Genomic DNA, 26,521 nt, shown 5'->3' with positions numbered 1-26,521 from the left:
GACGCTCTGTGCCCCAGAACTGGCATTCCACGAGGAGTTGGCGTCCTGATGTCGAACGAGGCGAAGCTGCGCGAGTACCTCAAACGAGCGATCGCGGACCTCCACGAGACCCGCCAACAGCTGGGTGAGACGGAGCAGAAGCAGCGCGAGCCCATCGCGATCGTCTCCATGGCCTGCCGCTTCCCCGGCGGCGTCCGCTCGCCGGAAGAGCTCTGGGAACTGCTGCGGGACGGCGTCGACGCGGTCTCCGCCTTCCCCGGAAACCGCGGCTGGGACCTCGACGCGCTCTACGACCCCGACCCGGCACACCAGGGCACCTCCTACGCCCGCGAGGGCGGATTCCTCCACGACGCGGGCGAGTTCGACTCCGGCTTCTTCGGGATCTCCCCGCGTGAGGCCCTCGGCATGGACCCGCAGCAGCGGCTGCTGCTGGAGACCGCGTGGGAGGCCGTCGAACGGGCCGGCATCGACCCGGAATCCCTCGCGGGCAGCCGCACCGGCGTGTTCGTCGGCACCGGCCACGGCGGCTACGACACGGAGAGCGCCCGACGGGTGGACGAGGTCGGCGGGCACCTGCTGACCGGCAACCTCATCAGCATCGCCTCCGGCCGGATCTCCTACGTCCTCGGCTTCGAAGGCCCCGCCCTGACCGTGGACACGGCCTGCTCCTCGTCGTTGGTCGCCCTGCACCTGGCGGCGCAGTCACTTCGGCGGGGCGAGTGCAACCTCGCCCTCGTGGGCGGCGCGACCGTGATGTCCACCCCGCACATGTTCGTGGAGTTCTCCCGGCAGCGCGGGCTGGCGCCCGACGGCCGCTGCAAGCCGTTCGCGGCGGCCGCCGACGGCACCGGATGGAGCGAGGGCGTCGGACTGGTGCTGGTCGAGCGGCTCTCCGACGCCGTGCGCAACGGCCACGAGGTGCTCGCCGTGCTCAAGGGCTCGGCCGTCAACCAGGACGGCGCCTCCAACGGCCTGGCCGCCCCCAACGGCCCGTCCCAGCAGCGCGTCATCCGCCAGGCCCTGGCCGGCGCCGGCCTCGTCCCCGCCGACGTCGACGCCGTCGAGGCCCACGGCACCGGCACCGCACTCGGCGACCCCATCGAGGCCCAGGCCCTCCTCGCCACGTACGGCCGGCAGCGGCCCGCGGACCGGCCCGTGCTGATCGGCTCCATGAAGTCCAACATCGGGCACACCCAGTCGGCGGCCGGCATCGCCGGCGTCATCAAGATGGTCCTGGCGATGCGGCACGGAGAGCTGCCCGGGACCCTGCACCTGGACGAGCCCACCGCCCACGTCGACTGGAGCGAGGGCAACGCCAGGCTCCTCGCGCGGCCCGAGCCCTGGCCCGAGGCCGACCGGGTGCGCCGCGCGGCCGTCTCCTCCTTCGGCATCAGCGGCACCAACGCCCACGTCATCCTGGAACAGGCACCCCACGGCGAGGCCGGGCAGGCGCCCGCCCCGGCCGCCATGCCCGGCGCGCTGCCCTGGATCCTGACCGCGCGCACCGACGAGGCCCTGCGGGCCCAGGCCGCCCGGCTCGCCCGGCACGTCCGCGCCCGCGCCGGCCTCGAACCGGCCGATGTCGCCCACTCCCTCGTGGCCACCAGGCCCCTCATGGAACACCGCGCCGCCGTCGTCGCCGAGGACCGCGAGGAGTTCCTCGGCGGCCTGGACGCCCTGGCCGAAGGCCGCACCGCTGCCGGCCTGGTGACCGGCACCGCCGCCGAGGCCCCCCTGGCCTTCCTCTTCACCGGACAGGGCTCCCAGCGCCTCGGCATGGGACGCGAACTGCACCGCACCCACCCCGAGTTCGCCAAGGCCTTCGACGCGGTGTGCGCCGAGCTCGACCCGCACCTGCAACAGCCCGTCCGCGACGTCGTCTTCGCCGAGGAGGGCACGGCCGAGGCCGCCCTGCTCGACCGGACCGCCTGCACCCAGGCCGCGCTCTTCGCCCTGGAGACCGCGCTGTTCCGGCTCGTCGAATCCTGGGGCATGACACCGCAGTTCGTCGCCGGCCACTCCATCGGCGAACTCACCGCCGCCCACGTGTCCGGCGTCCTCTCCCTCCAGGACGCCGCACGGCTGGTCGCGGCCCGCGGCACCCTCATGCAGGCGCTGCCCGAAGGCGGCGCCATGGTGGCCGTCCAGGCCACCGAGGAGGAGATCCGCGCCTCCCTCGCCGGCCACGAGGAGCACGCCTCCCTCGCCGCCGTCAACGGCCCCGACTCCACGGTCGTCTCGGGCGACGAGGCGGCCGTCTCCCAGATCGCCGCCCACTGGGAGGCACAAGGGCGCCGCACCAAGCGGCTGCGGGTGAGCCACGCCTTCCACTCCCCGCGCATGGACGGCATGCTGGAGGACTTCCGGCGCGTCGCCGAGGACCTGGAGTTCCACGCCCCCCGCATCCCCGTGGTGTCCACGGTGACCGGCGAGCTCGCCACCGCAGGGGAACTGTGCTCGCCCGAGTACTGGGTCCGGCAGGTCCGCGAGAGCGTCCGCTTCTGCGCCGCCGTGCGCACCCTCGAAGCCGAGGGCGTCACCACGTTCGTGGAGATCGGCCCCGGCGGCGTGCTCACCCCCATGGTCCAGGACTCCCTGACCACCCTCGAACAGCCCGTTCTCGTCAGCCTCCTGCGCACCGGCCGCCCCGAGGCGCACGCCCTCGCCGAGGGCATCGCCACCGCCTCCGTGCACGGCGCCCGCGTCGACTGGCCCGCCTGGCTCGGCACGTTCGGCGCCGCCCGCGTCGAGCTGCCGACCTACGCCTTCCAGCGCCAGTGGTACTGGCTGGACGGGTCCGGGTCGGCCGACGGAGGACCGGCCGCCGCCGAGGCCGGCGAAGCCGGATTCTGGGAAGCCGTCGAACGCGAGGACCTGGAAGGGCTGTCGGCCGTCCTGGCCATCGACGGCACCGAGGCCGACTCGCTCGGCAGCCTCCTGCCCACGCTCTCGTCATGGCGCAGGCAGCGCAGGACGCAGGCGGTGGCGGACAGCTGGAGCTACCGGGCGCACTGGACCCCCCTCACCGCCCCCACCGGCTTCGCCCCCACCGGGAACTGGCTCGTCGCGCTGCCCGAGCACGCCGCCGCCGACCCGTGGACCACCCGGCTCCTCGACACCCTGCGCGAGCAGGGCCTGCGCACCGAACTGCTCGTGCTGCCCGAAACGGACGAGCAGAGCGCGCCCATCACCTGGCCCGACGGCCCCGTCGACGGCGTGCTCTCCCTGCTGGCCCTCGACGAACGGCCGCACCCCCGCCTGACCTCCGTGCCGCGCGGCCTGGCCGCCACCACCGCCCTGCTGCGCGCACTGGAGACCTCCGGCATCCGGGCCCCGCTGTGGTGCGTGACCCGCGGCGCCGTGGCCGTCGACCACCGCGACGTGCTCACCAACCCCGTGCAGGCGCACGCGTGGGGCCTCGGACGCGTGATCGCGCTGGAGTACCCCCAGCTCTGGGGCGGGCTCGTCGACCTCCCCGAGGCCCTGGACGCACGGGCCGTCTCCGGGCTCCTGGGCGTGCTCGCCGCGCGCGAGGACCAGGTCGCGATCCGGCCCGCCGGGACCTTCGCCCGCCGCCTGGCACGGATCGCGCCCGGCGGCGACACCGGCGCCGACTGGACCACGCACGGCACGGTCCTGGTCACCGGAGGCACCGGCGGGCTCGGCGGACAGGTCGCGCACTGGCTCGCCGACGCCGGGGCGGAGCACCTGGTGCTCACCAGCCGCCGCGGCCCGCAGGCCCCCGGTGCCCAGGAGCTCGCGGCCGAACTCACCGCACGGGGCGTCCGGGTCACCGTGGCCGCCTGCGACACCGCCGACCGCGACGCCCTGGCGGCCGTCCTCGCGGACATCCCGGCGGACCTGCCCCTGACCGGCGTCGTGCACGCCGCCGGCGTCCTGGACGCGGGCATGCTGGAAGCGCTCACCCCCGAACGCTTCGAGACCGTACTGCGCCCCAAGACGACCACGGCCCTGCACCTGCACGAGCTCACCCGGGACCTCGACCTGGAGATGTTCGTGATGTTCTCCTCGGTCTCGGGCTCCGTGGGCCAGGCCGGCCAGGCCAACTACGCCGCGGCCAACGCCTTCCTCGACGCACTCGCCGAACACCGGCGCGGGCAAGGGCTGCCCGCCACCTCGGTGGCCTGGGGCCCCTGGGCGGACCTCGGCATGGCGACGGACCGCGACCTGGCCGACCGGGCGAGCCGCGACGGGCTGGTCCTCATGGCCGCGCCCCCCGCACTCGCCGCCCTCCGCCAGGCCCTGGCCCAGGGCGCGGCGAACCTGACGGTGGCCGACGTGGACTGGACGGCGTACGCCCCCGCCCTCACCGCCGTCCGACCCAGCCCCCTCCTCGCCGACCTGCCCGAGGCGCGCCGCGCCCTCGCCGCCGCCGACGGCCCGCGCGAGGACCGCTCCCTGCTGCGCGACCGCATCGCCACGCTGCCCGCCGCCGAGCAGGAGCAGGCCCTGCTGAGCATGGTCCGCGACGAGGTCGCCAAGGCCCTCGGACACACCTCACCGGACACCGTCGACGTCCAACGGGCCTTCCGCGTACTGGGCTTCGACTCGTTGATGGCCGTCGAGCTGCGCAACCGCCTGTCCACCGCGACGGGTCTGCGGCTGCCCGCGACCCTGCTGTTCGACCACCCCACCCCCACCGCGGTCGCCGAGTACCTGCGATCCGAGGCCCTGGGCACGACCGGGCCCGGAGCCGTAGTGGAACGGACGGCCGCCGTCCTCGACGAGCCGGTCGCGATCGTGGGCATGGCCTGCCGCTTCCCCGGCGGAGTGAACTCGCCGGAGGCCCTCTGGCGGCTGCTGGCCGAGGGCGGGGACGTCATCTCCGGCCTCCCCGACGACCGCGGCTGGGACCTCGGCCGGCTCTACCACCCCGACCCCGACCACCAGGGCACCACCTACGCCCGCGGGGGCGGCTTCCTCGACGACGTGGCGGGCTTCGACGCGGACTTCTTCGGCATCTCGCCGCGCGAGGCTCTGGCCATGGACCCGCAGCAGCGGCTGCTGCTGGAGACCGGCTGGGAGGTCCTCGAACGGGCCGGCATCGCCCCGGAGTCCCTGCGGGGCAGCAGCACCGGTGTCTTCGCCGGCACCAACACACAGGACTACCGCGTGGTGCTGGACGCGGCGCAGGACGAGGTCGCCGGCCACGCGCTCATCGGCAACTCGATGAGCGTGGTCTCCGGCCGGGTGTCGTACACGTTCGGCTTCGAAGGTCCCGCGGTCACGGTGGACACGGCGTGCTCGTCGTCGCTGGTGGCACTGCACATGGCGGTGCAGTCGCTGCGGTCGGGCGAGTGCTCGCTGGCGCTGGCCGGCGGTGTGACGGTGATGGCGACGCCCACGCCGTTCGTGGAGTTCTCCCGGCAGCGCGGGCTGGCCCCCGACGGTCGCTGCAAGCCGTTCGCGGCGGCCGCCGACGGCACCGGATGGAGCGAAGGCGTCGGACTGCTGCTCGTGGAGCGGCTGTCGGACGCCCGGCGCAACGGCCACCAGGTGCTCGCGGTCGTGCGCGGCTCGGCCGTCAACCAGGACGGCGCCTCGAACGGCCTGAGCGCGCCCAACGGCCCGTCCCAGCAGCGTGTCATCCGCCAGGCCCTCGCCAACGCCGGTGTGGCGGCGTCCGACGTCGACGCCGTCGAGGCGCACGGTACGGGCACGACCCTGGGCGACCCGATCGAGGCCCAGGCCCTGCTCGCCACCTATGGCCAGGACCGCCCCGGGGACCGCCCGCTGCGGCTGGGCACGGTGAAGTCCAACCTCGGGCACACCCAGGCCGCCGCCGGTGCGGCCGGTGTGATGAAGATGGTCCTGGCGATGCAGCACGGTGTGCTGCCTCGGACCCTGCACGTCGACGAGCCCACCCCGCACGTCGACTGGACCACCGGCGCGGTCGAACTGCTCACCGAACCGGTGGACTGGACCGGGACGGACCGGCCCAGGCGGGCCGCCGTCTCCGCGTTCGGGATCAGCGGTACCAACGCGCACGTGATCCTTGAAGAAGCGGAGCAGGCGGAGGAGACAGAGCCCGAGGCGCCGGCCTCCACCCCCGGGACCCCGGTGCCGCTGCTGGTGTCCGGGCGGAGCGAGTCGGCCCTGCGGGCCCAGGCGGCCCGGCTGCTGTCCCACCTCGACAGTGACTCCGACTCACGGCTCGTGGACGTCGCGTACACGCTCGCGACGCGCATGACCTTCACACACCGCGCGGTCGTCCACGCCGAGAGCCGCGACGCCGCGGTACGCGCCCTGACCGCGCTGGCCGAGGACACGGCCGACACCGCCCTGACCACCGGCGCCGCGGACACGGGCAAGGACGCCGTGCTCTTCTCTGGCCAGGGTTCGCAGCGGCTGGGGATGGGGCGTGAACTGTACGGTCGGTTCCCGGTGTTCGCGGAGGCCTTCGACGCGGTGTGCGCGGGGCTGGACGAGCACCTGGACCGTCCGTTGCGGGAGGTCGTGTGGGGCGACGACGCGGAGCTGCTGAACCGGACCGTTTACGCTCAGGCGGCGTTGTTCGCGGTCGAGGTGGCACTGTTCCGGCTGGTGGAGTCGCGGGGCGTGCGGCCGGACTTCGTGGCCGGGCACTCGGTCGGTGAGATCACTGCCGCGCATGTGGCAGGCGTGTTCTCGCTGGCGGACGCGTGTGCCCTGGTGGCGGCTCGCGGTCGGCTGATGCAGGCCCTGCCCGCCGGCGGTGCGATGGCCGCGATCCGGGCCACCGAGGAGGAGGTCCTGCCGCATCTGACAGAGGACGTGTCGATCGCGGCGGTCAACGGCCCGTCGTCGGTGGTGGTTTCCGGTGCCGAGGCCGCCGTCGAGGCGATCCGGGAGCACTTCGGGGGCGAGGGCAGGAAGACGAGCAGGCTGCGCGTCTCGCATGCCTTCCACTCGCCGTTGATGGAGCCGATGCTCGCCGAATTCCGGGCGGTCGCCGAGAACCTCTCCTACGGCGTGCCGGAACTCACCGTCGTCTCGAACGTGACCGGCGGCCCGGCCGCGCAGGACCAGCTGTGCACCCCGGCGTACTGGGTGACTCATGTCCGTGAGGCCGTGCGGTTCGCCGACGGGATACGGGCTCTGCAGGCGGAGGGTGTGACGCGGTTCCTGGAGCTGGGGCCGGACGGCACGCTGTCGGCCATGGCCGGGGAGTCGCTGCCGGACGAGACCGTGCTCGTCCCCGCGCTGCGCAAGGACCGCCCGGAGGAGACGACGCTCCTCGCGGCCCTGGCACGGCTGCACGTCCAGGGTGCCGAAATCGACTGGGCCGCGCTCTTCGCCGGCACGGACGCGCGCGCCGCCGACCTGCCGACGTACGCCTTCCAGCACCAGCGGTTCTGGCCCACCCCCGGCCTCACCGGCATCGGCGACATCAGCGCCGCCGGCCTCGAAGCGGCCGGGCACCCGCTGCTGAGCGCCGCCGTGGAACTGTCCGACAGCGACGGCCTGCTGTTCACCACACGACTGTCCCTCCAGTCCCACCCGTGGCTGGCCGACCACGTGGTGATGGGCGCGGTCCTGCTGCCGGGAACGGCATTCGTCGAACTCGCCGTCCGCGCGGCCGACGGAATGGGCTGCGACCGGATCGACGAACTGACCCTGGGCGCCCCGCTCGTGCTGCCCGAACACGGCGGAGTACAGCTGCAAATGCACGTCGGCTCCGCCGACGAGTCCGGCAGCCGCGCCCTGAGCGTCCACTCCCGCCCGGAGGGCGACGGCGACCGGCCCTGGGTCCAGCACGCCACGGGCGTGCTCGCGACGGGGGAGCGGCCGGCCGCTCCCGGCCACGACTTCCACGCCGAGTCCTGGCCGCCCGCCGGCGCCGAGGCCGTCGACCTGACCGGCCTCTACCCGGACCTGGCACAGAGCGGACTCGACTACGGACCGCACTTCCAGGGCCTGCGGACCGCGTGGCGCCGAGGCGACGAGGTGTTCGCCGAGGTCGCCCTGCCCGAAGCCGCCGCAGGCGACGCGTCCGCGTACGGCCTGCACCCGGCCCTGCTCGACGCGGCCCTGCACGTCTGCGCCTTCAACGGCGTCGACCGGGGCGTCATCCCCTTCTCCTGGGAGGGCGTCTCGCTCCACGCCTCCGGTGCCTCGGCCGTACGGGTCCGAGTCGTCCGGCACGGCGGCAACACGCTGTCCCTCGACGTCGCCGACGCCGAGGGCGAGCCGGTCGCCTCCATCGGGACCCTGGATCTGCGGGCGGTCGCCGCCGACCAGTTGAGCACCGGCACGGGCCCGGCCGGAAGCGATGCACTCTTCCGCCTCCAGTGGACTCCCGTGCGCATGCCTCCGGCCGAGGCCGTGGAATCCGTGGCGACGATCGGCTCCCTCGCCGGCCCGTCGTCCGACAACTACCCGGACCTGGCGGCCCTGTTCCGTTCCGGCCAGGTGCCGGACACGGTGCTGGTGCCGGTGGGTGCCGACTCCGGCGGCACGGTCGAGTCCGTACACGCCGTGACCGCGCGGGTGCTGGAGTCGGTGCAGTCGTGGCTGGCCGACGAGCGGTTCACGGACTCGCGCCTGGTGTTCGTCACCTGTGGTGCCGTTTCGGCAGGCGGGGGCGAGACCGTACGGGATCTGGCCGGCGCGGCGGTGTGGGGCCTGGTGCGGTCGGCGCAGTCGGAGAACCCGGGCCGGTTCGTCCTGGTGGACACCGAGGACGGGGACATCGAGACCCTGCTCCCGGTCCTGCCGGGTCTGACGGCCACCGGGGACGACGGATTCGTGGTGCGCGAGGGCACCGTCCGCGTGGGGCGGCTGGCCTCCCTGGCCAGTGGTGCGGGGCTGCTGCCGCCCGCCGCGGTGCCGTGGCGGCTGGACACCGGAGCCAAGGGCAGCCTCGACGGTCTGCTGCTCGCGCCGTGCCCGGAGGTGCTGGAACCGCTCGGGCCGGGGCAGGTCCGGATCGACGTCCGGGCGGCGGGTGTGAACTTCCGTGATGTGCTGAACACCCTGGGCATGTACCCGGGCGAGGCCGGCCTGCTCGGCGCCGAGGGCGCCGGTGTGGTGACGGAGACCGGGCCCGGGGTGAGCGGACTGCGCCCCGGCGACCGCGTGATGGGCAAGGTGCTCGGCGGCTTCGGCCCGGTGGCCGTGTGCGACGAGCGGCTCCTGGTCAGGATTCCGGAGGACTGGTCGTTCGCGAAGGCCGCTTCGGTGCCGGTGGTCTTCCTCACCGCCCTCTACGCGTTGAAGGACCTCGCGGATCTGAAGCCCGGTGAGAAGATCCTCGTGCATGCCGGTGCCGGTGGTGTCGGTATGGCGGCGATCCAGATTGCCCGGCACCTCGGTGCCGAGGTGTTCGCCACGGCCAGTGAGGGCAAGTGGGACACCCTGCGCGGGCTGGGGGTCGCGGACGATCACATCGCGTCGTCGCGTACCACCGAATTCGAGCAGCGGTTCCTGGAGGTCACGGGCGGCCGCGGCGTGGACGTGGTGCTCAACGCCCTGGCCGGTGAATTCGTCGACGCCTCCATGCGGTTGACGGTTCCCGGCGGCCGGTTCCTGGAGATGGGCAAGACCGACATCCGCGATCCGGAGCTGGCCGCCGGGGTGCGCTACCGCGCCTTCGACCTCGCGGAAGCGAGCCTGGAGCGGAACCAGGAGATGCTGTGCGAGCTGCTGGAACTGTTCGCCACGGGAGCACTGCGGACGCTGCCGGTCGCGACATGGGACGTGCGGCGGGCGGACGAGGCGTTCCGGTACATGAGCCGGGCCCGGCACATCGGCAAGATCGTCCTGACCATGCCGCGTGCCTGGGATCCGGACGGCACGGTGCTGATCACAGGCGGCACGGGCGGCCTGGGCCGTGAGCTGGCCCGTCACCTGGTGGCGGACCGCGACGTGAAGCACCTGCTGCTGGCGAGCCGCAGCGGGCTGGACGCGCCGGGTGCGGCCGAACTGCGGGCCGAACTGGCGGAGCACGGCGCCGACATCACCGTCGTGGCGTGTGACGTGGCCGACCGGGACGCGGTCGCAGGACTGGTGGCGGGGGTGCCGTCCGGGCACCCGCTGACGGCTGTGATCCACACGGCCGGTGTGCTCGACGACGGCATCGTCACGTCGCTGACCGCTGAGCGGCTGTCGGGCGTACTGCGCCCGAAGGTGGACGCGGCCTGGTATCTGCACGAGGCGACCGAGGGGCTCGACCTGGCCTCGTTCGTACTGTTCTCGTCCATTTCCGGCGTGATGGGCACTCCGGGACAGGGCAACTACGCGGCGGGCAACGTCTTCCTGGACGCCCTGGCCCACCACCGCCACGCACAGGGCCTCGCGGCCACGTCGCTCGCGTGGGGCCCCTGGGCCCAGAGCGGTGGCATGACCGGCACGCTGTCGGACGTCGACCTCCAGCGGATCGCCCGCTCGGGCATGCCCGAACTCGCCCCCGCGGAGGGCGTCGCACTCTTCGACGCCGCGCTGAGCACCGACGAGGCACTCGTCCTCCCCGTGCGCCTCGACTTGGCCGTACTGCGGGAACGGGGAGACGTACCGCCGCTGATGCGCGGACTGGTGCGCACGCGCGCCCGGCGCTCGGCGGTCGCCGGCTCGGCCGCGGTGGCCGGCCTGGTGGGACGCCTGTCCGGGCTCGGCGCGGTGGAACGGCGCGAGGTGCTGCTGGACCTGGTGCGCGCCCAGATCGCGGGCGTCCTGGGCCACGCGAGCCCGGAGACGGTCGACTCGACCCGGGCCTTCCAGGACCTCGGCTTCGACTCCCTGACAGCGGTCGAACTGCGCAACCGGCTCAACAAGGCGACAGGCCTGCGACTTTCGGCCACCGCCGTCTTCGACTACCCGACCGCGGACGCGATCGTGGGGTTCCTGCTGGACGAGATGTTCGGCGCGGAGGCGGAGACGGGACTGGCTGTGCCGACGGGGGTGCCGGCGCTGGTCGCCGACGATCCGGTGGTGATCGTCGGAATGAGCTGCCGCTATCCCGGTGGCGTCGAATCGCCCGAGGATCTGTGGCGGCTGGTGTCGGAGGGCGTGGACGCGGTCTCGGACTTCCCTGCCGAACGCGGTTGGGACGTGGAGTCCCTCTACAACCCCGACCCCGAAGCGCTCGGCACCTCGTACGCCCGCTCCGGCGGATTCCTGCACGAGGCGGGGGACTTCGATCCGGCGTTCTTCGGGATGAGTCCTCGGGAGGCGCTGGCGACGGACTCGCAGCAGCGGTTGCTGCTGGAGACGACCTGGGAGGCGATCGAGCGGGCGGGCATCGACCCGACGACGCTGCGCGGCAGCCGGACGGGCGTCTTCGCCGGCGTGATCTACGCCGACTACAGCGACCTCCTGGTCGGCGACCAGTTCGAGGGCTACCGGGGCAACGGCAGCGCGGCCAGCATCGCGTCCGGCCGGGTGTCGTACACATTCGGCTTCGAAGGTCCTGCGGTCACGGTGGACACGGCGTGCTCGTCGTCGCTGGTGGCCCTGCACTGGGCGGCGCAGTCGCTGAGGTCGGGTGAGTGCTCGCTGGCGCTGGCCGGTGGTGTGACGGTGATGTCGACACCGACGCCGTTCGTGGAGTTCTCCCGGCAGCGGGGGCTGTCGGCGGACGGCCGGTGCAAGGCCTTCGCCGACGCGGCCGACGGTGTCGGCTGGGGCGAGGGCGTGGGCATGCTGGTGCTGGAACGCCTTTCCGACGCGCGGCGGAACGGACACCGGATCCTGGCCGTCGTGCGTGGTTCCGCCGTGAACCAGGACGGTGCGTCCAACGGCCTCACGGCGCCGAACGGCCCCTCCCAGCAGCGGGTGATCCGGCAGGCGCTGGCCAGTGGCGGGCTGTCCACGGCGGACGTCGACGCGGTCGAGGCGCATGGTACGGGCACGACGCTGGGTGACCCGATCGAGGCACAGGCGCTGCTGGCCACGTACGGCCAGGACCGCCCGGAGGACCGGCCGTTGCTGCTGGGCTCGGTGAAGTCCAACATCGGCCACGCGCAGGCCGCGGCGGGTGTCGCCGGTGTGATCAAGATGGTCATGGCGATGCGGCACGGCGTCCTGCCGAAGACGCTGCACATCGACACCCGGTCGACCCACGTCGACTGGAGCGCCGGAGCCGTCGAGCTGCTCACCGAGCCGGTCGAATGGCCGACGTCCGAGCGCCGCCGTGCGGGTGTCTCCTCGTTCGGTATCAGCGGTACGAACGCGCACGTGATCCTCGAGCAGCCGGAGTTGGAGCCCGTCGAGGCCGACCCTCAGGTGGTCGACCTGGGTGGGCTGGTTCCCACGCTGGTGTCCGGGCGGAGCGAGTCGGCTCTGCGGGCCCAGGCGGCCCGGCTGCTGTCCCATCTCCACCGTGAGCCCGACTCGCGGCTCGCGGACGTCGCGTACTCGCTGGCGACGGGCCGTGCGGAGTTCCAGCACCGTGCGGTGGTGTTGGCGGCGGATCGGGATGGTCTGCTGCGTTCTCTGTCTGCTCTGGCGGAGGGCCGGGATGACGCGGACGTCGTGGCGGAGGGCGTGGCACGTTCGGGCAGGTCGGCGTTCTTGTTCTCGGGCCAGGGTTCGCAGCGGCTGGGGATGGGGCGTGAACTGTACGGCCGGTTCCCGGTGTTCGCGGAGGCTTTCGACGCGGTGTGTGCGGGGCTGGACGAGCACCTGGACCGCCCGTTGAGGGAGGTCGTATGGGGCGATGACGCGGAGCTGCTGAACCGGACCGTGTATGCCCAGGCGGCGTTGTTCGCGGTCCAGGTGGCACTGTTCCGGCTCGCGGAGTCGCAGGGTGTACGCCCGGACTTCGTCGCGGGGCATTCCATTGGTGAGGTCGCTGCCGCGCATGTGGCGGGTGTGTTCTCGCTGGCGGATGCGTGTGCTCTGGTGGCGGCTCGTGGGCGGCTGATGCAGGCGCTGCCCGCCGGTGGTGCGATGGTGGCTGTCCAGGCGACGGAGGAGGAGGTTCTGCCGCACCTGACCGAAGATGTGTCGATCGCGGCGGTCAACGGCCCGTCGTCGGTGGTGGTTTCCGGTGCCGAGGCGTCCGTCGAGGCGATCCGGGAGCACTTCGAGGGCGAAGGCAGGAAGACCAGCAGGCTGCGCGTCTCGCATGCCTTCCACTCGCCGTTGATGGAGCCGATGCTCGCCGAATTCCGGGAGGTTGTTGCGGGGCTGTCGTTCGCTGTGCCGTCGGTGCCGGTCGTGTCCAATCTGACCGGCCGGCTTGCCGAGCCCGGGCAGCTGTGCTCGGCCGACTACTGGGTGGCCCATGTCCGTGAGGCGGTGCGGTTCGCCGACGGGATACGGGCTCTGCAGGCGGAGGGTGTGACGCGGTTCCTGGAGCTGGGTCCGGACGGCACGCTGTCGGCCATGGCCGGGGAGTCGCTGCCGGACGAGACGGTGCTCGTCCCCGCGCTGCGCAAGGACCGCCCGGAGGAGAGGACGGTACTCGCAGCTCTGGCGCAGTTGCACGTCCAGGGTGTGCGGGTGGACTGGTCGGCGTTGTTCGCCGGGGCCGAGCCCCGTCGGGTGGATCTGCCGACGTACGCGTTCCAGCGTGAGCGGTTCTGGCCGTCGGGCGGGGTGGCGCGTTCCGGTGATGTGCGGTTTGCGGGTCTGGGTTCGGCGGGGCATCCGTTGCTGGGTGCTGCGGTGGAGCTTGCCGGCTCCGGTGGGTTGTTGTTCACGGGCCGGCTTTCGACGCCGTCGCATGCGTGGCTTGCAGATCACGTGGTGCGGGGAGCTGTGCTGGTGCCGGGTACGGCATTGGTGGAGCTGGTGTTGCGGGCGGCCGATGAGGTCGGCTGCGATGTCCTCGAAGAACTGACGCTTGCCGCGCCGTTGGTGTTGCCGGATTCGGGTGCTGGTGTGCAGGTGCAGGTGTGGGTCGGTGAGCCGGACGATTCCGGCCGCCGGTCGGTTGCGGTGCACTCGCGTGAGGGCGAGGGGCTGTGGGTCCTGCATGCGAGCGGTGCTGTGACCCATGGTGCTGAAGCGGCCGTGTTCGATACGTCGGTGTGGCCGCCCAAGGGCGCTGAATCCCTTGATGTGGCGGGCTGCTATGAGCAGTTCGTGGATGCGGGCCTCGCCTATGGTCCGGTGTTCCAGGGTCTGCAGGCGGCCTGGAGGCTCGGCGAGGATGTCTATGCCGAGGTCGGCCTTCCCGGGGGTGTCGACGGTGCCGGCTACGGTCTGCATCCCGCGCTTTTCGATGCCGCGCTGCATGCGGCGATGCTGGGCGGGAGTGGAGAGGGTGTTCCGTTCTCGTGGAGCGGGGTGTCCCTGCACGCGTCCGGTGCCTCACAGGTGCGGGTGCGCATCCGCGCTCTCGACAGCGGAATGTCGATCGCGGTGGCAGATGCGGCCGGTGCGCCGGTGGCTTCGGTGGAGTCGCTGGTGGTCCGTCCGATCTCTGCCGGGGACGTGCAGACCGGCGACCGCGACTCCCTCTTCACACTCGACTGGATCCCCGTCTCGCCGACAGGCGAGAGCGTTGAACTCGCCGGACCGTTCCGGACCTACGCGGATCTGGAGTCCATAACCGGGGCCGACGTCCCGGGGGCCGTGTTGATCGAGCCGGCCATCGAGGCAGTCGGCACCGTCGAGTCCGTACATGCCGTCACTGCATGGGCGTTGGAGTCGGTGCAGTCGTGGATGAACGATGAGCGGTTCGTGGACTCGCGTCTGGTGTTCGTGACGCGTGGCGCGGTGGACGGTACGGATCTCGCGGGTGCTGCCGTCTGGGGCCTGGTCCGCTCTGCGCAATCCGAGAGTCCGGGGCGTTTCGTCCTGGTGGACCTGGAGGGCGACGCCGACGCGGCGGTCCTGTCGCAGGCGCTCGCCTCCGACGAACCCCAACTGCTGGTGCGCGAGGGCCAGGTCCTCGCCGCTCGCCTGGTGCGCGCGCAGTCCCGGAACACGGCCGATGTGGCTTGGGGCGTGTCCGGCAGGGTTCTGGTCACTGGTGGTACGGGTGGTCTGGGTCGTCTTCTCGCCCGGCACTTGGTGGTCGAGCGCGGTGTGCGGAGTCTGCTGCTGGTCAGCCGTAGCGGTCCGGCCGCCGAGGGCGCCGAGGAGCTCGTGGCCGAGCTCGCGGAGCACGGGGCGGACGTGATCGTCGAGGCGTACGATGTGGCGGACCAGGAGGACGTGGCGGATCTTGTGTCCCGGCACCCGGTCAGTGCTGTTGTGCACACCGCGGGTGTTCTCGACGACGGTGTCATCGGTTTCCTGACCCCGGAGCGGCTTGCGGCCGTGTTGCGGCCGAAGGTGGACGCGGCGTGGAATCTGCACGAGGCCACGAAGGGCCTGGAGTTGGATGCGTTCGTGGTCTTCTCCTCCGTGGCGGGTACGTTCGGTAGTGCGGGTCAGGCCAACTACGCGGCGGGCAACGCCTTCCTGGACGCCCTGGCCCACCACCGCCGGACGCAAGGGCTCCCGGCCGTCTCGCTGGCATGGGGCCCCTGGTCCCAGGACGGCGGCATGACCGGCACACTCACCGACGCCGATCTCCAGCGGATCGCCCGCTCCGGGATGCCGCCACTGGCCGTCGAGGAGGGCCTCGTCCTCTTCGACACCGCCCTCGGCGCCGACGAGCCCGTGCTGCTCCCCGTCCACCTGGACCTCACCGCCCTGCGGGCACAGGGCGAACCCCTGGCACTCCTGCGCAGCCTCATCCGCACGCGTAACCGGCGTACGGCTGTGGGCGGTTCGGCCACGGCGGCCGGTCTCGTGCGGCGCCTGGCCGGGCTCTCCGGGAACGAGCGGCGGGCGGCACTGCTGGACCTGGTGCGCGACCGGGTCGCGGCGGTTCTGGACCACGCCCGCCCGGACACGATCGATCCGTCGAGGGCCTTCCAGGACCTCGGCTTCGACTCCCTGACCGCGATCGAACTCCGCAACGGACTGGGCAAGGCCACCGGCCTGCGACTGTCGGCGACAGTCGTGTTCGACTACCCGACCGCCGACGCCCTGGCGGGCCACCTCCTCGACGAGCTGTTCGACGCCGACGCGGCAGAGCAGATCCCGGTGGCAGCGCTTCCGTCCCTGACGGACGACCCGGTCGTCATCGTCGGCATGAGCTGCCGCTTCCCCGGTGGCGTCACCTCGCCCGAGGACCTCTGGCAGCTGGTGTCCGACGGCGTGGACGCCGTCTCCGGCTTCCCGACCGACCGAGGCTGGGAGATCGCGGACACCTACGACCCCGACCGCGAGGGCGCCATCGCCACCCGCTCCGGCGGATTCCTCCATGACGCGGGGGAGTTCGACCCCGGCTTCTTCGGGATGAGCCCCCGGGAGGCCCTCACCACCGACGCCCAGCAGCGGTTGCTGCTGGAGACGACCTGGGAGGCGATCGAGCGGGCGGGCATCGACCCGACGACGCTGCGCGGCAGCCGGACGGGCGTCTTCGCCGGCGTGATGTACCACGACTACTCCCAGCTCCTCGCCGGGCGCGAGTTCGAGGGCTATCAGGGCAGTGGCAGCGCGGGCAGTGTGGCCTCGGGCCGGGTGTCGTACACGTTCGGCTTCGAAGGTCCTGCGGTCACGGTCGACACGGCCTGCTCGTCGTCGCTGGTGGCACTGCACCTGGCGGCGCAGTCACTGCGGTCGGGCGAGAGCTCTCTCGCCCTCGTCGGTGGTGTGACGGTGATGGCGACCCCGCTGACGTTCGTGGAGTTCTCCCGGCAGGGCGGGCTCTCACCGGACGGGCGCTGCAAGGCGTTCTCCGACAGCGCCGACGGTGTCGGCTGGTCCGAAGGCGCCGGCATGCTGGTGCTGGAGCGGCTGTCGGACGCGCGGCGGAACGGGCATCGGATCCTGGCCGTCGTGCGTGGTTCCGCCGTGAACCAGGACGGTGCGTCCAACGGCCTCACGGCGCCGAACGGTCCGTCGCAGCAGCGGGTGATCCGGCAGGCGCTGGCCAGTGGTGGGCTGTCCGCGGCGGACATCGACGTCGTGGAAGCCCACGGCACCGGTACGACGCTGGGTGACCCGATCGAGGCACAGGCCCTGCTCGCCACGTACGGTCGGCACCGGCCCGAGGACCGGCCGCTGCTGCTGGGCTCGATCAAGTCCAACATCGGCCATACACAGGCGGCCTCGGGTGTCGCGGGCGTGATCAAGATGGTCATGGCCATGCACCGCGGTGAACTCCCGCGCACCCTGCATGTTGATGCGCCGTCGTCACACGTCGACTGGTCGGCCGGTGCTGTGGAGCTGGTGACCGAGCGGACCGTCTGGCCTGAGGGTGACGGGCCGCGTCGTGCGGGTGTCTCCTCGTTCGGTATCAGCGGGACGAACGCGCACGTGATCCTGGAGCAGCCGGAGCCTGTCGAGGCCGACCCTCAGGTGGTCGACCTGGGTGGGCTGGTTCCCACGCTGTTGTCCGGGAGGAGCGAGTCGGCTCTGCGGGCCCAGGCGGCCCGTCTGGTGTCCCATCTCCACTGTGAGTCCGACTCGCGGCTCGTGGACGTCGCGTACTCGCTGGCGACGGGCCGTGCGGAGTTCCAGCACCGTGCGGTGGTGTTGGCGGCGGACCGGGAGGATCTGCTGCGTTCTCTGTCTGCTCTGGCGGAGGGCCGGGGTGACGCGGACGTCGTGGCGGAGGGTGTGGCGCGTCCGGGCAGGTCGGCGTTCTTGTTCTCGGGTCAGGGTTCGCAGCGGCCGGGGATGGGGCGTGAACTGTACGGCCGTTTCCCGGTGTTCGCGGAGGCCTTCGACGCGGTGTGCGCGGGGCTGGACGAGCACCTGGACCGTCCCTTGCGGGACGTGGTCTGGGGTGACGACGCGGAGCTGCTGAACCGGACTGCCTACGCTCAGGCCGCGCTGTTCGCGGTGGAGGTGGCACTGTTCCGGCTGGTGGAGTCGTGGGGCGTCCGCCCGGATCAGCTGCTGGGACACTCGGTCGGCGAGATCGCTGCCGCGCATGTGGCGGGTGTGTTCTCGCTCCCGGATGTGTGTGCTCTGGTGGCGGCTCGTGGGCGGCTGATGCAGGCGCTGCCCGCCGGCGGCGCGATGGTGGCTGTCCAGGCGACGGAGGAGGAGGTCCTGCCACACCTGACCGGGGATGTGTCGATTGCGGCTGTCAACGGTCCGTCGTCGGTGGTGGTTTCCGGTGCCGAGGCTGCTGTCGAGGCGGTCCGGGAGCACTTCGAGGGTGAGGGCAGGAAGACCAGCAGGCTGCGGGTTTCGCATGCCTTCCACTCGCCGTTGATGGAGCCGATGCTCGACGGCTTCCGGGAGGTTGTGGCCGGGCTGTCGTTCGGTGTGCCGAGCATCCCGATCGTCTCGAACGTCACCGGCGAGTCGGCGAGCGCGGAAGAACTGTGCTCAGCGGAGTACTGGGTCCGTCACGTTCGTGAGGCCGTACGGTTCGCCGATGGTGTGCGCACGCTGCGGGAGCAGGGGGTTACCGCCTTCCTGGAGCTCGGCCCCGATGGCGCTCTCTCCGCGCTGGCTGCGGAGTCCGCGGGCGATGAGGCCGTACTGGCGCCTGTGCTGCGCAAGGGCCGTGCCGAGGAACCAGCGCTGCTCGCCGCTGTGGCACGGCTGCATGTCCACGGTGCGCCGGTCGACTGGGCCGCCGTCTTCGCCGGCAGCGGTGCTCGCCGGGTGGATCTGCCGACGTATGCGTTCCAGCGTGAGCGGTTCTGGCCTGTCGGATCTGTGGGTCGTTCTGGTGATGTGCGGTTTGCGGGTCTGGGTTCGGCGGAGCATCCGTTGCTGGGTGCTGCGGTGGAGCTTGCCGGTTCCGGTGGGTTGTTGTTCACGGGCCGTCTTTCGACGTCGTCGCATGCGTGGCTTGCTGATCATGTGGTGCTGGGGTCGGTGCTGGTGCCGGGTACGGCGTTGGTGGAGTTGGTGTTGCGGGCGGCTGATGAGGTCGGCTGTGATGTCCTCGAAGAGCTGACGCTTGCCGCGCCGTTGGTGTTGCCGGATTCGGGTGCTGGTGTGCAGGTGCAGGTGTGGGTCGGTGAGCCGGACGATTCCGGTCGCCGGTCGGTTGCGGTGCACTCGCGTGAGGACGAGGGGCCGTGGACGCTGCATGCGAGCGGTGCTGTGACCCATGGTGCTGAAGCGGCCGTGTTCGATGCGTCGGTGTGGCCGCCCAAGGGCGCTGTGTCCCTTGATGTGGCGGGCTGCTACGAGCAGTTCGTGGATGCGGGCTTCGCATATGGTCCGGTGTTCCAGGGCCTGCGGGCGGCCTGGAAGACAGGGGAAGACGTCTACGCGGAGGTCCGGCTCCCCGAGGGTGTCGACGGTGCCGGCTACGGTCTGCATCCCGCGCTTTTCGATGCCGCGCTGCATGCGGCGATGCTGGGCGGGGGCGGGGAGGGCGTTCCGTTCTCGTGGAGCGGGGTGTCCCTGCACGCGTCCGGTGCCTCACACGTTCGCGTCCGCATCCGCAGTGTCGGTGGCGGGATATCGGTCGCGATGGTGGACTCGGCCGGTGCGCCGGTGGCTTCGGTGGACTCGCTGGTGGTCCGTCCGATCTCTGCCGACCAGTTGCAGACCGGCGACCGCGACTCCCTCTTCAGCCTCGACTGGGTTCCTGTTCCGCTGACGGGCGAGAGCGTCGAACTTGCCGGGCTGTTCCGAACCTACGCGGAGCTGGAGTCCCTGGCCGAGGGCGATATTCCCGAGGCCGTACTGGTTGCGCCGCCCACCGGTGCCGTCGACACCGTGGAGTCGGTGCACGCTGCGGCTGCTTGGGCGTTGGAGTCGGTGCAGTCGTGGTTGGCCGATGAGCGGTTCGTGGATTCGCGTCTGGTGTTCGTGACGCGTGGCGCGGTGGACGGCACGGATCTCGCGGGTGCCGCCGTCTGGGGTCTGGTGCGCTCAGCGCAGGCGGAGAGTCCCGGGCGCTTCGTCCTGGTGGACCTGGACGGCGCCGCCGAGGCCGTGCCGTCGCAGGTGCTTGCCGTGGACGAGCCTCAGCTGTTGGTCCGTGAGGGCCAGGCCTTCGCAGCGCGCCTTGCCCGGGTGCAGACACAGGACACGGCCGATGTGGCTTGGGGCGTGTCCGGCAGGGTTCTGGTCACCGGTGGTACGGGTGGTCTGGGCCGGATGTTGGCCCGGCACTTGGTGGTCGAGCACGGTGTGCGGAGTCTGCTGCTGGTCAGCCGTAGCGGCCTTGCGGCCGAGGGTGCCGAGGAGCTCGTGGCCGAACTGGCGGAGCACGGGGCGGATGTGATCGTCGAGGCGTGCGATGTGGCGGATCAGGAGGACGTGGCGGATCTGGTGTCCCGGCACCCGGTCAGTGCTGTTGTGCACACCGCGGGTGTTCTCGATGACGGTGTCATTGGTTCCTTGACCGCGGAGCGGCTTGCGGCCGTGCTGCGGCCGAAGGTGGACGCGGCGTGGAACCTCCACGAAGCGACCAGGGACATGGATCTCGACGAGTTTGTGGTCTTCTCTTCCGTGGCGGGTACGTTCGGCAGTGCGGGTCAGGCGAACTACGCGGCCGGTAACGCCTTCCTGGACGCCCTGGCCCACCACCGCCGGATGCAAGGGCTCCCGGCTGTCTCGCTGGCATGGGGCCCCTGGTCCCAGGACAGTGGCATGACCGGCACGCTCACGGAGGCCGATCTCCAGCGGATCGCCCGCTCCGGGATGCCGCCACTGACCGCGGAACAAGGGCTGATGCTGTTCGACGCCGCATTGCGCGGCGCCGAGCCTGCGGTGCTCCCCGTGCGTCTGGACCTCGCGGCTCTCCGCGCGGAGGGCGAGCCCTCGCCGCTGCTGCGCGGGCTGATCCGTACGCGCACCCGCCGAGCCGGCTCCGCCACCGCGGCCTCCGGTATCGCCCAGCGCCTGACCGGGCTGTCCACGGCGGACCGGCGCGAGATGCTGCTCGATGTCGTACGCGGGCAGATCGCAGTGGTTCTCGGACATGCCGGAGTCGCGGAGATCGACCCGACCCGGGCCTTCCAGGACCTGGGCTTCGACTCCCTGACCGCGGTCGAACTCCGCAACCGCCTCGGCGCGGTGACCGAACTCCGGTTGCCGGCGACGGCCGTCTTCGACTACCCGACCGCGGACGCGCTCGTCGGTTTCCTGCTGGACGAGATGTTCGGCGCGGAGGCGGAGACGGGGGTGGTTGTGCCGGTGGGGGTGTCGGCGCTGGTCGCCGACGATCCGGTGGTGATCGTCGGAATGAGTTGCCGCTATCCGGGTGGCGTCACCTCGCCCGAGGACTTGTGGCGGCTGGTGTCGGAGGGCGTGGACGCGGTCTCGGACTTCCCGGCCGAACGCGGTTGGGACGTGGAGTCCCTCTACAACCCCGACCCCGAGCACACGGGAACGAGCTACACCCGCACGGGCGGGTTCCTGACGGAGGCCGCGGAGTTCGATCCGGCGTTCTTCGGGATGAGTCCCCGGGAGGCGTTGGCGACGGACTCGCAGCAGCGGTTGCTGCTGGAGACGAGCTGGGAGGCGCTGGAACGGGCCGGTATCGACCCGGTGTCGCTGCGGGGCAGCCAGACGGGCGTCTTCGCGGGTGTCATGTACAACGACTACTCCCAGCTCCTCTCCGGGCCCGAGTTCGAGGGGTATCAGGGCAGTGGCAGCGCAGGCAGTGTGGCCTCCGGCCGGGTGTCGTACACCTTCGGTTTCGAGGGGCCTGCGGTCACGGTGGACACGGCGTGCTCGTCGTCGCTGGTGGCCCTGCACTGGGCGGCGCAGTCGCTGCGGTCGGGTGAGTGCTCGCTGGCGCTGGCCGGTGGTGTGACGGTGATGTCGACGCCGGCGGTGTTCGTGGAGTTCTCGCGGCAGCGGGGGCTGTCGGCGGACGGCCGGTGCAAGGCCTTCGCCGATGCGGCCGACGGTGTCGGCTGGGGCGAGGGCGTGGGCATTCTGGTGCTGGAGCGGCTGTCGGACGCCCGCCGTAACGGGCACCGGGTGCTGGCGACGGTGCGTGGTTCCGCCGTGAACCAGGACGGCGCGTCCAACGGCCTCACGGCGCCGAACGGCCCCTCCCAGCAGCGGGTGATCCGGCAGGCGCTGGCGAGTGCCGGTCTGTCGGCGGCGGATGTCGATGCGGTCGAGGCGCACGGTACGGGCACGACGCTGGGTGACCCGATCGAGGCGCAGGCGCTGTTGGCCACGTACGGCCAGGACCGTCCGGAGGACCGGCCGTTGCTGCTGGGCTCGGTGAAGTCCAACATCGGCCACGCGCAGGCCGCGGCGGGTGTCGCCGGTGTGATCAAGATGGTCATGGCGATGCGGCATGGTGAGCTTCCGCGCACCTTGCATGTTGATGCGCCGTCGTCACACGTCGACTGGTCGGCCGGTGCCGTGGAGCTGGTGACCGAGCGGACCGTCTGGCCTGAGGGTGACGGGCCGCGTCGTGCGGGTGTCTCCTCGTTCGGTATCAGCGGGACGAACGCGCACGTGATCCTGGAGCAGCCGGAGCCGGCCGAGGCCGTGGAACCGGCGGACGCGACGGACGGACTGCTGCCCCTGGTGGTGTCCGGCAAGTCCACGGCCGGGCTGCGGGCCCAGGCGGCACGGCTGCTTTCGCACCTCAACACCGAGCCCGGGCTGAGGGCCACGGACGTGGCGTACTCGTTGGCGTCGGGTCGGTCGAGTTTCGCGCATCGAGCGGTGGTGTGGGGCGCGGACCGGGATGCGGTGATGCGCGCTCTGTCGGCGCTTGTGGTGGGTGAGGCCGATCCGGGTGTGGCCGAGGGTTCGGTCTCCGAGGGGAAATCGGCATTCCTCTTCTCGGGTCAGGGTTCGCAGCGGCTGGGGATGGGCCGTGAACTGTACGGTCGGTTCCCGGTGTTCGCGGAGGCTTTCGACGCGGTGTGCGCGGGGCTGGACGAGCACCTGGACCGCCCGTTGCGGGACGTGGTCTGGGGTGACGACGCGGAGCTGCTGAACCGGACCGCTTACGCCCAGGCGGCGTTGTTCGCGGTCGAGGTGGCCCTGTTCCGGCTGGTGGAGTCGTGGGGCGTGCGGCCGGAGTACGTGGCCGGGCACTCGGTCGGCGAGATCGCTGCCGCGCACGTGGCCGGTGTGTTCTCGTTGCTGGACGCCTGCGCGCTGGTGGCGGCTCGTGGCCGGCTGATGCAGGCGCTGCCCGAGGGTGGTGCGATGGCCGCGATCCGGGCCACCGAGGACGAGGTGCTGCCGCACCTGACCGACGATGTGTCGATCGCCGCGGTCAACGGACCGTCGTCCGTGGTGGTTTCCGGCGTCGAGGCATCCGTCGAGGCGATCCGGGCCCGCTTCGAGGGCGAGGGTCGGAAGACCAGCAGGTTGCGGGTCTCGCATGCGTTCCATTCGCCGCTGATGGATCCGATGCTGGAGGAGTTCCGTGCGGTTGTGGCGGGGCTGTCGTTCGGCGAGCCGTCGGTGCCGGTGGTGTCCAATCTGACGGGCCGGCTCGCCGAGCCGGGCCAGTTGGCCTCGGCTGATTACTGGGTCCGTCATGTGCGTGAGGCGGTGCGCTTCGCGGACGGTGTCCAGGCTCTGAGCGCGGAAGGCGTGACGCGGTTCCTGGAGCTCGGCCCGGACGGTGTCCTGTCGGCCATGGCGCAGGAGTCACTGCCCGAGGGAACCGCCGTCCTCGTCCCCGCCCTGCGCAGGAACAGGGACGAGGAGACAGCGGTACTCGGATCCCTGGCGCAGTTGTACGTCCAGGGTGTGCGGGTGGACTGGTCGGCGTTGTTCGCCGGCACCGGCGCGCGGCAGGTGGATCTGCCGACGTACGCGTTCCAGCATGAGCGGTTCTGGCCGTCGGGCGGGGCTGTGCGTGCGGGTGATGTGCGGTTTGCGGGTCTGGGTTCGGCGGAGCATCCGTTGTTGGGTGCTGCGGTGGAGCTGGCGGGTTCCGGTGGGTTGTTGTTCACCGGTCGTCTTTCGACGTCGTCGCATGCATGGTTGGTGGATCATGTGGTGCTGGGGTCGGTGCTGGTGCCGGGTACGGCGCTGGTGGAGCTGGTGTTGCGGGCGGCTGATGAGGTCGGCTGCGATGTCCTCGAAGAGCTGACGCTTGCCGCGCCGCTGGTGTTGCCGGATTCGGGTGCCGGTGTTCAGGTGCAGGTGTGGGTCGGTGAGCCGGACGATTCCGGTCGCCGGTCGGTCGCGGTGCACTCGCGAGAGGGTGAGGAGCCGTGGACACTGCACGCCGACGGATCCGTCACCACAGGCGCCCAGGCAGCGGACTTCGATACGTCCATATGGCCCCCGCGGGACGCCGAAGCTCTCGATGTGACGGGCTGCTACGAGCAGTTCGCGGATTCCGGGTTCCTGTACGGCCCGGCATTCCAGGGCCTGCGGGCGGCCTGGAAGTCCGGTGACGAGATCTACGCCGAAGTCCGGCTCCCCGAGGGCGTCGACGGCGCTGCTTACGGCCTGCACCCGGCACTCTTCGACGCCGCGTTGCACGCGTCGATGTTCGGTGGGGGAGACGGTGAGGGGGGTGTTCCGTTCTCCTGGACGGGCGTCTCGCTGCACGCGTCCGGCGCCTCGCACGTCCGCGTTCGTATCCGTACCGTCGACGGTGGAATATCGGTCGCGATCGTCGACTCCGCCGGGTCGCCGGTCGCTTCGGTGGACTCGCTGGTCGTGCGTCCGATCTCTGCCGACCAGTTGCGTACCGGCGACCGGGACTCCCTCTTCAAGGTCGACTGGACCGGCGTCCAGCTCACGGCCGAACCCGTCGAGTCGCTCGCCGTACTCGGTGAGGACGCCGAGGGCATCCTGAACGGCCTCGCGCTCCAGGCCCATGCGGACCTGGACGCCCTGGCCGAGGCCGGCGTCCCCGACGCCGTACTCCTGCCGCTCACCGCCGGGCCCGCCGGAACGGTGGATTCGGTCCATGCCGCTACCGCCCGGGCGTTGGAGCTGGTGCAGTCGTGGCTGGCCGACGAGCGGTTCGCGGACTCGCGCCTGGTGTTCGTGACGCGTGGCGCGGTGGACGGCACGGATCTCGCCGGTGCCGCTGTTCAGGGTCTGGTGCGTTCCGCGCAGTCGGAGAATCCGGGGCGTTTCGTTCTGGTGGATCTGGAAGGTGATGCCGATGTGACGGTGTTGCCGAGGGCGCTTGCCACGGATGAGCCTCAGCTCCTGGTCCGTGACGGTCAGGTGCTCGCTGTCCGTCTCGCCCGGGTGCAGACGCAGGGCGCCGCGGATGTCGCCCGCGACCCGAGCGGCACGGTCTTGATCACGGGTGGTACGGGTGGTCTGGGCCGCGTTCTCGCCCGGCACTTGGTGGTCGAGCACGGTGTGCGGAGTCTGCTGCTGGTCAGCCGTAGCGGCCTTGCGGCCGAGGGCGCCGAGGAGCTCGTGGCCGAGCTCGCGGAGCATGGCGCGGATGCCGTCGTGGAAGCCTGCGACGTGACCGACAGTGCGGCCGTGGCGGATCTGGTGTCCCGGCGTCGCGTCAGCGCTGTCGTGCACACTGCCGGTGTTCTTGACGACGGTGTCATCGGTTCCTTGACCCCGGAGCGGTTGTCGGCGGTGTTGCGTCCGAAGGTGGACGCGGCGTGGAATCTCCACGAAGCGACCAGGGACATGGACCTCGACGCGTTCATCGTCTTCTCTTCCGTGGCGGGTACGTTCGGCAGCGCGGGGCAGGCCAACTACGCGGCCGGCAATGCTTTCCTGGACGCCTTGGCCCACCACCGCCGGACGCAGGGACTCCCTGCGGTGTCGCTGGCATGGGGCCCCTGGTCCCAGGACGGCGGCATGACCGGCACGCTCACCGAGGCCGATCTCCAGCGGATCGCCCGCTCCGGGATGCCCGAGCTGTCGGCCGAGGAGGGCGTGGCGCTCTTCGACACTGCTCTCGGCACTGCCGAGCCGGTGCTGCTCCCCGTCCACCTGGACCTCGCGGCCCTGCGGGCACAGGGCGAGCCCCTGCCGCTCCTGCGCGGTCTGATCCGGACGCCGGGGCGGCGAACCGCGGCGGCCGGTGCGGGCGCCGAGGCCGCGGCCGGCTTCGCGCAGCGGCTGGCCGGGCTGTCCGTGGCGGAGGGACACGAGGTCGTGCTGGAGGCCGTACGCGGTCAGGTCGCGGTCGTACTGGGCCACGACGGTGCCGCGGAGATCGCCCCGGAGCGGGCCTTCCAGGACCTCGGCTTCGACTCCCTGACCGCGGTCGAACTCCGCAACCGGCTGAGTGCCCTCACCGGGGTCCGGCTGCCGGCGACCCTGCTCTTCGACTACCCGACGCCCGTGGAGCTCGTCGAGTATCTCCACACCCTGATCGCCCCCGAGCCGGCCTCCGGCCCGCAGGCGCTCCTGGGCGAGCTCGACAGGCTGGAGAAGGCCTTCGGCGGGCTCGAAGTGACGGAGGAGGTCCACGAGCAGATCGCGGGCCGCCTGGAGGTGCTCAGGACGAAGTGGGGCGCCCTGCGGGACGGCGCCGTGGGAGCCGGCCTCGACGGCTCCCCGGACGAGGGGGACTTCGACTTCGAGTCCGCCTCCGACGAAGAGGTCTTCGACCTCCTCGACAACGAGCTCGGCCTGTCCTGACACGATGAAGCGGCCCGTACCGGGAACTCCCGGTACGGGCCGCTTCGTCATGGGCCGCTGTCGTACGGTGGGCCGCCGTCGG

At 71.7% G+C, this 26,521-nt stretch carries 1 protein-coding gene; it reads left to right on the top strand.

Going from position 1 to position 26,521, the window contains the following annotated elements:
* Positions 1–48 precede the first annotated feature (48 nt).
* Positions 49–26,439, top strand: coding sequence for a type I polyketide synthase (locus ABD269_RS23145; RefSeq protein ID WP_344120608.1), 26,391 nt, complete (start codon positions 49–51; stop codon positions 26,437–26,439).
* Positions 26,440–26,521: the final 82 nt, after the last annotated feature.

This window comes from Streptomyces blastmyceticus (assembly GCF_039521185.1).
In the GTDB taxonomy this organism is placed as follows: Bacteria; Actinomycetota; Actinomycetes; order Streptomycetales; family Streptomycetaceae; genus Streptomyces; species Streptomyces blastmyceticus.
Note: the sequence above shows the minus strand (reverse complement) of the source record. Positions and strands in the feature narration are given on the sequence as shown.

Coding starts and splice junctions, on each gene's coding strand:
- ABD269_RS23145 (WP_344120608.1), top strand. CDS start 49: ATGTCGAACGAGGCGAAGCTGCGCGAGTACCTCAAACGAGCGATCGCG.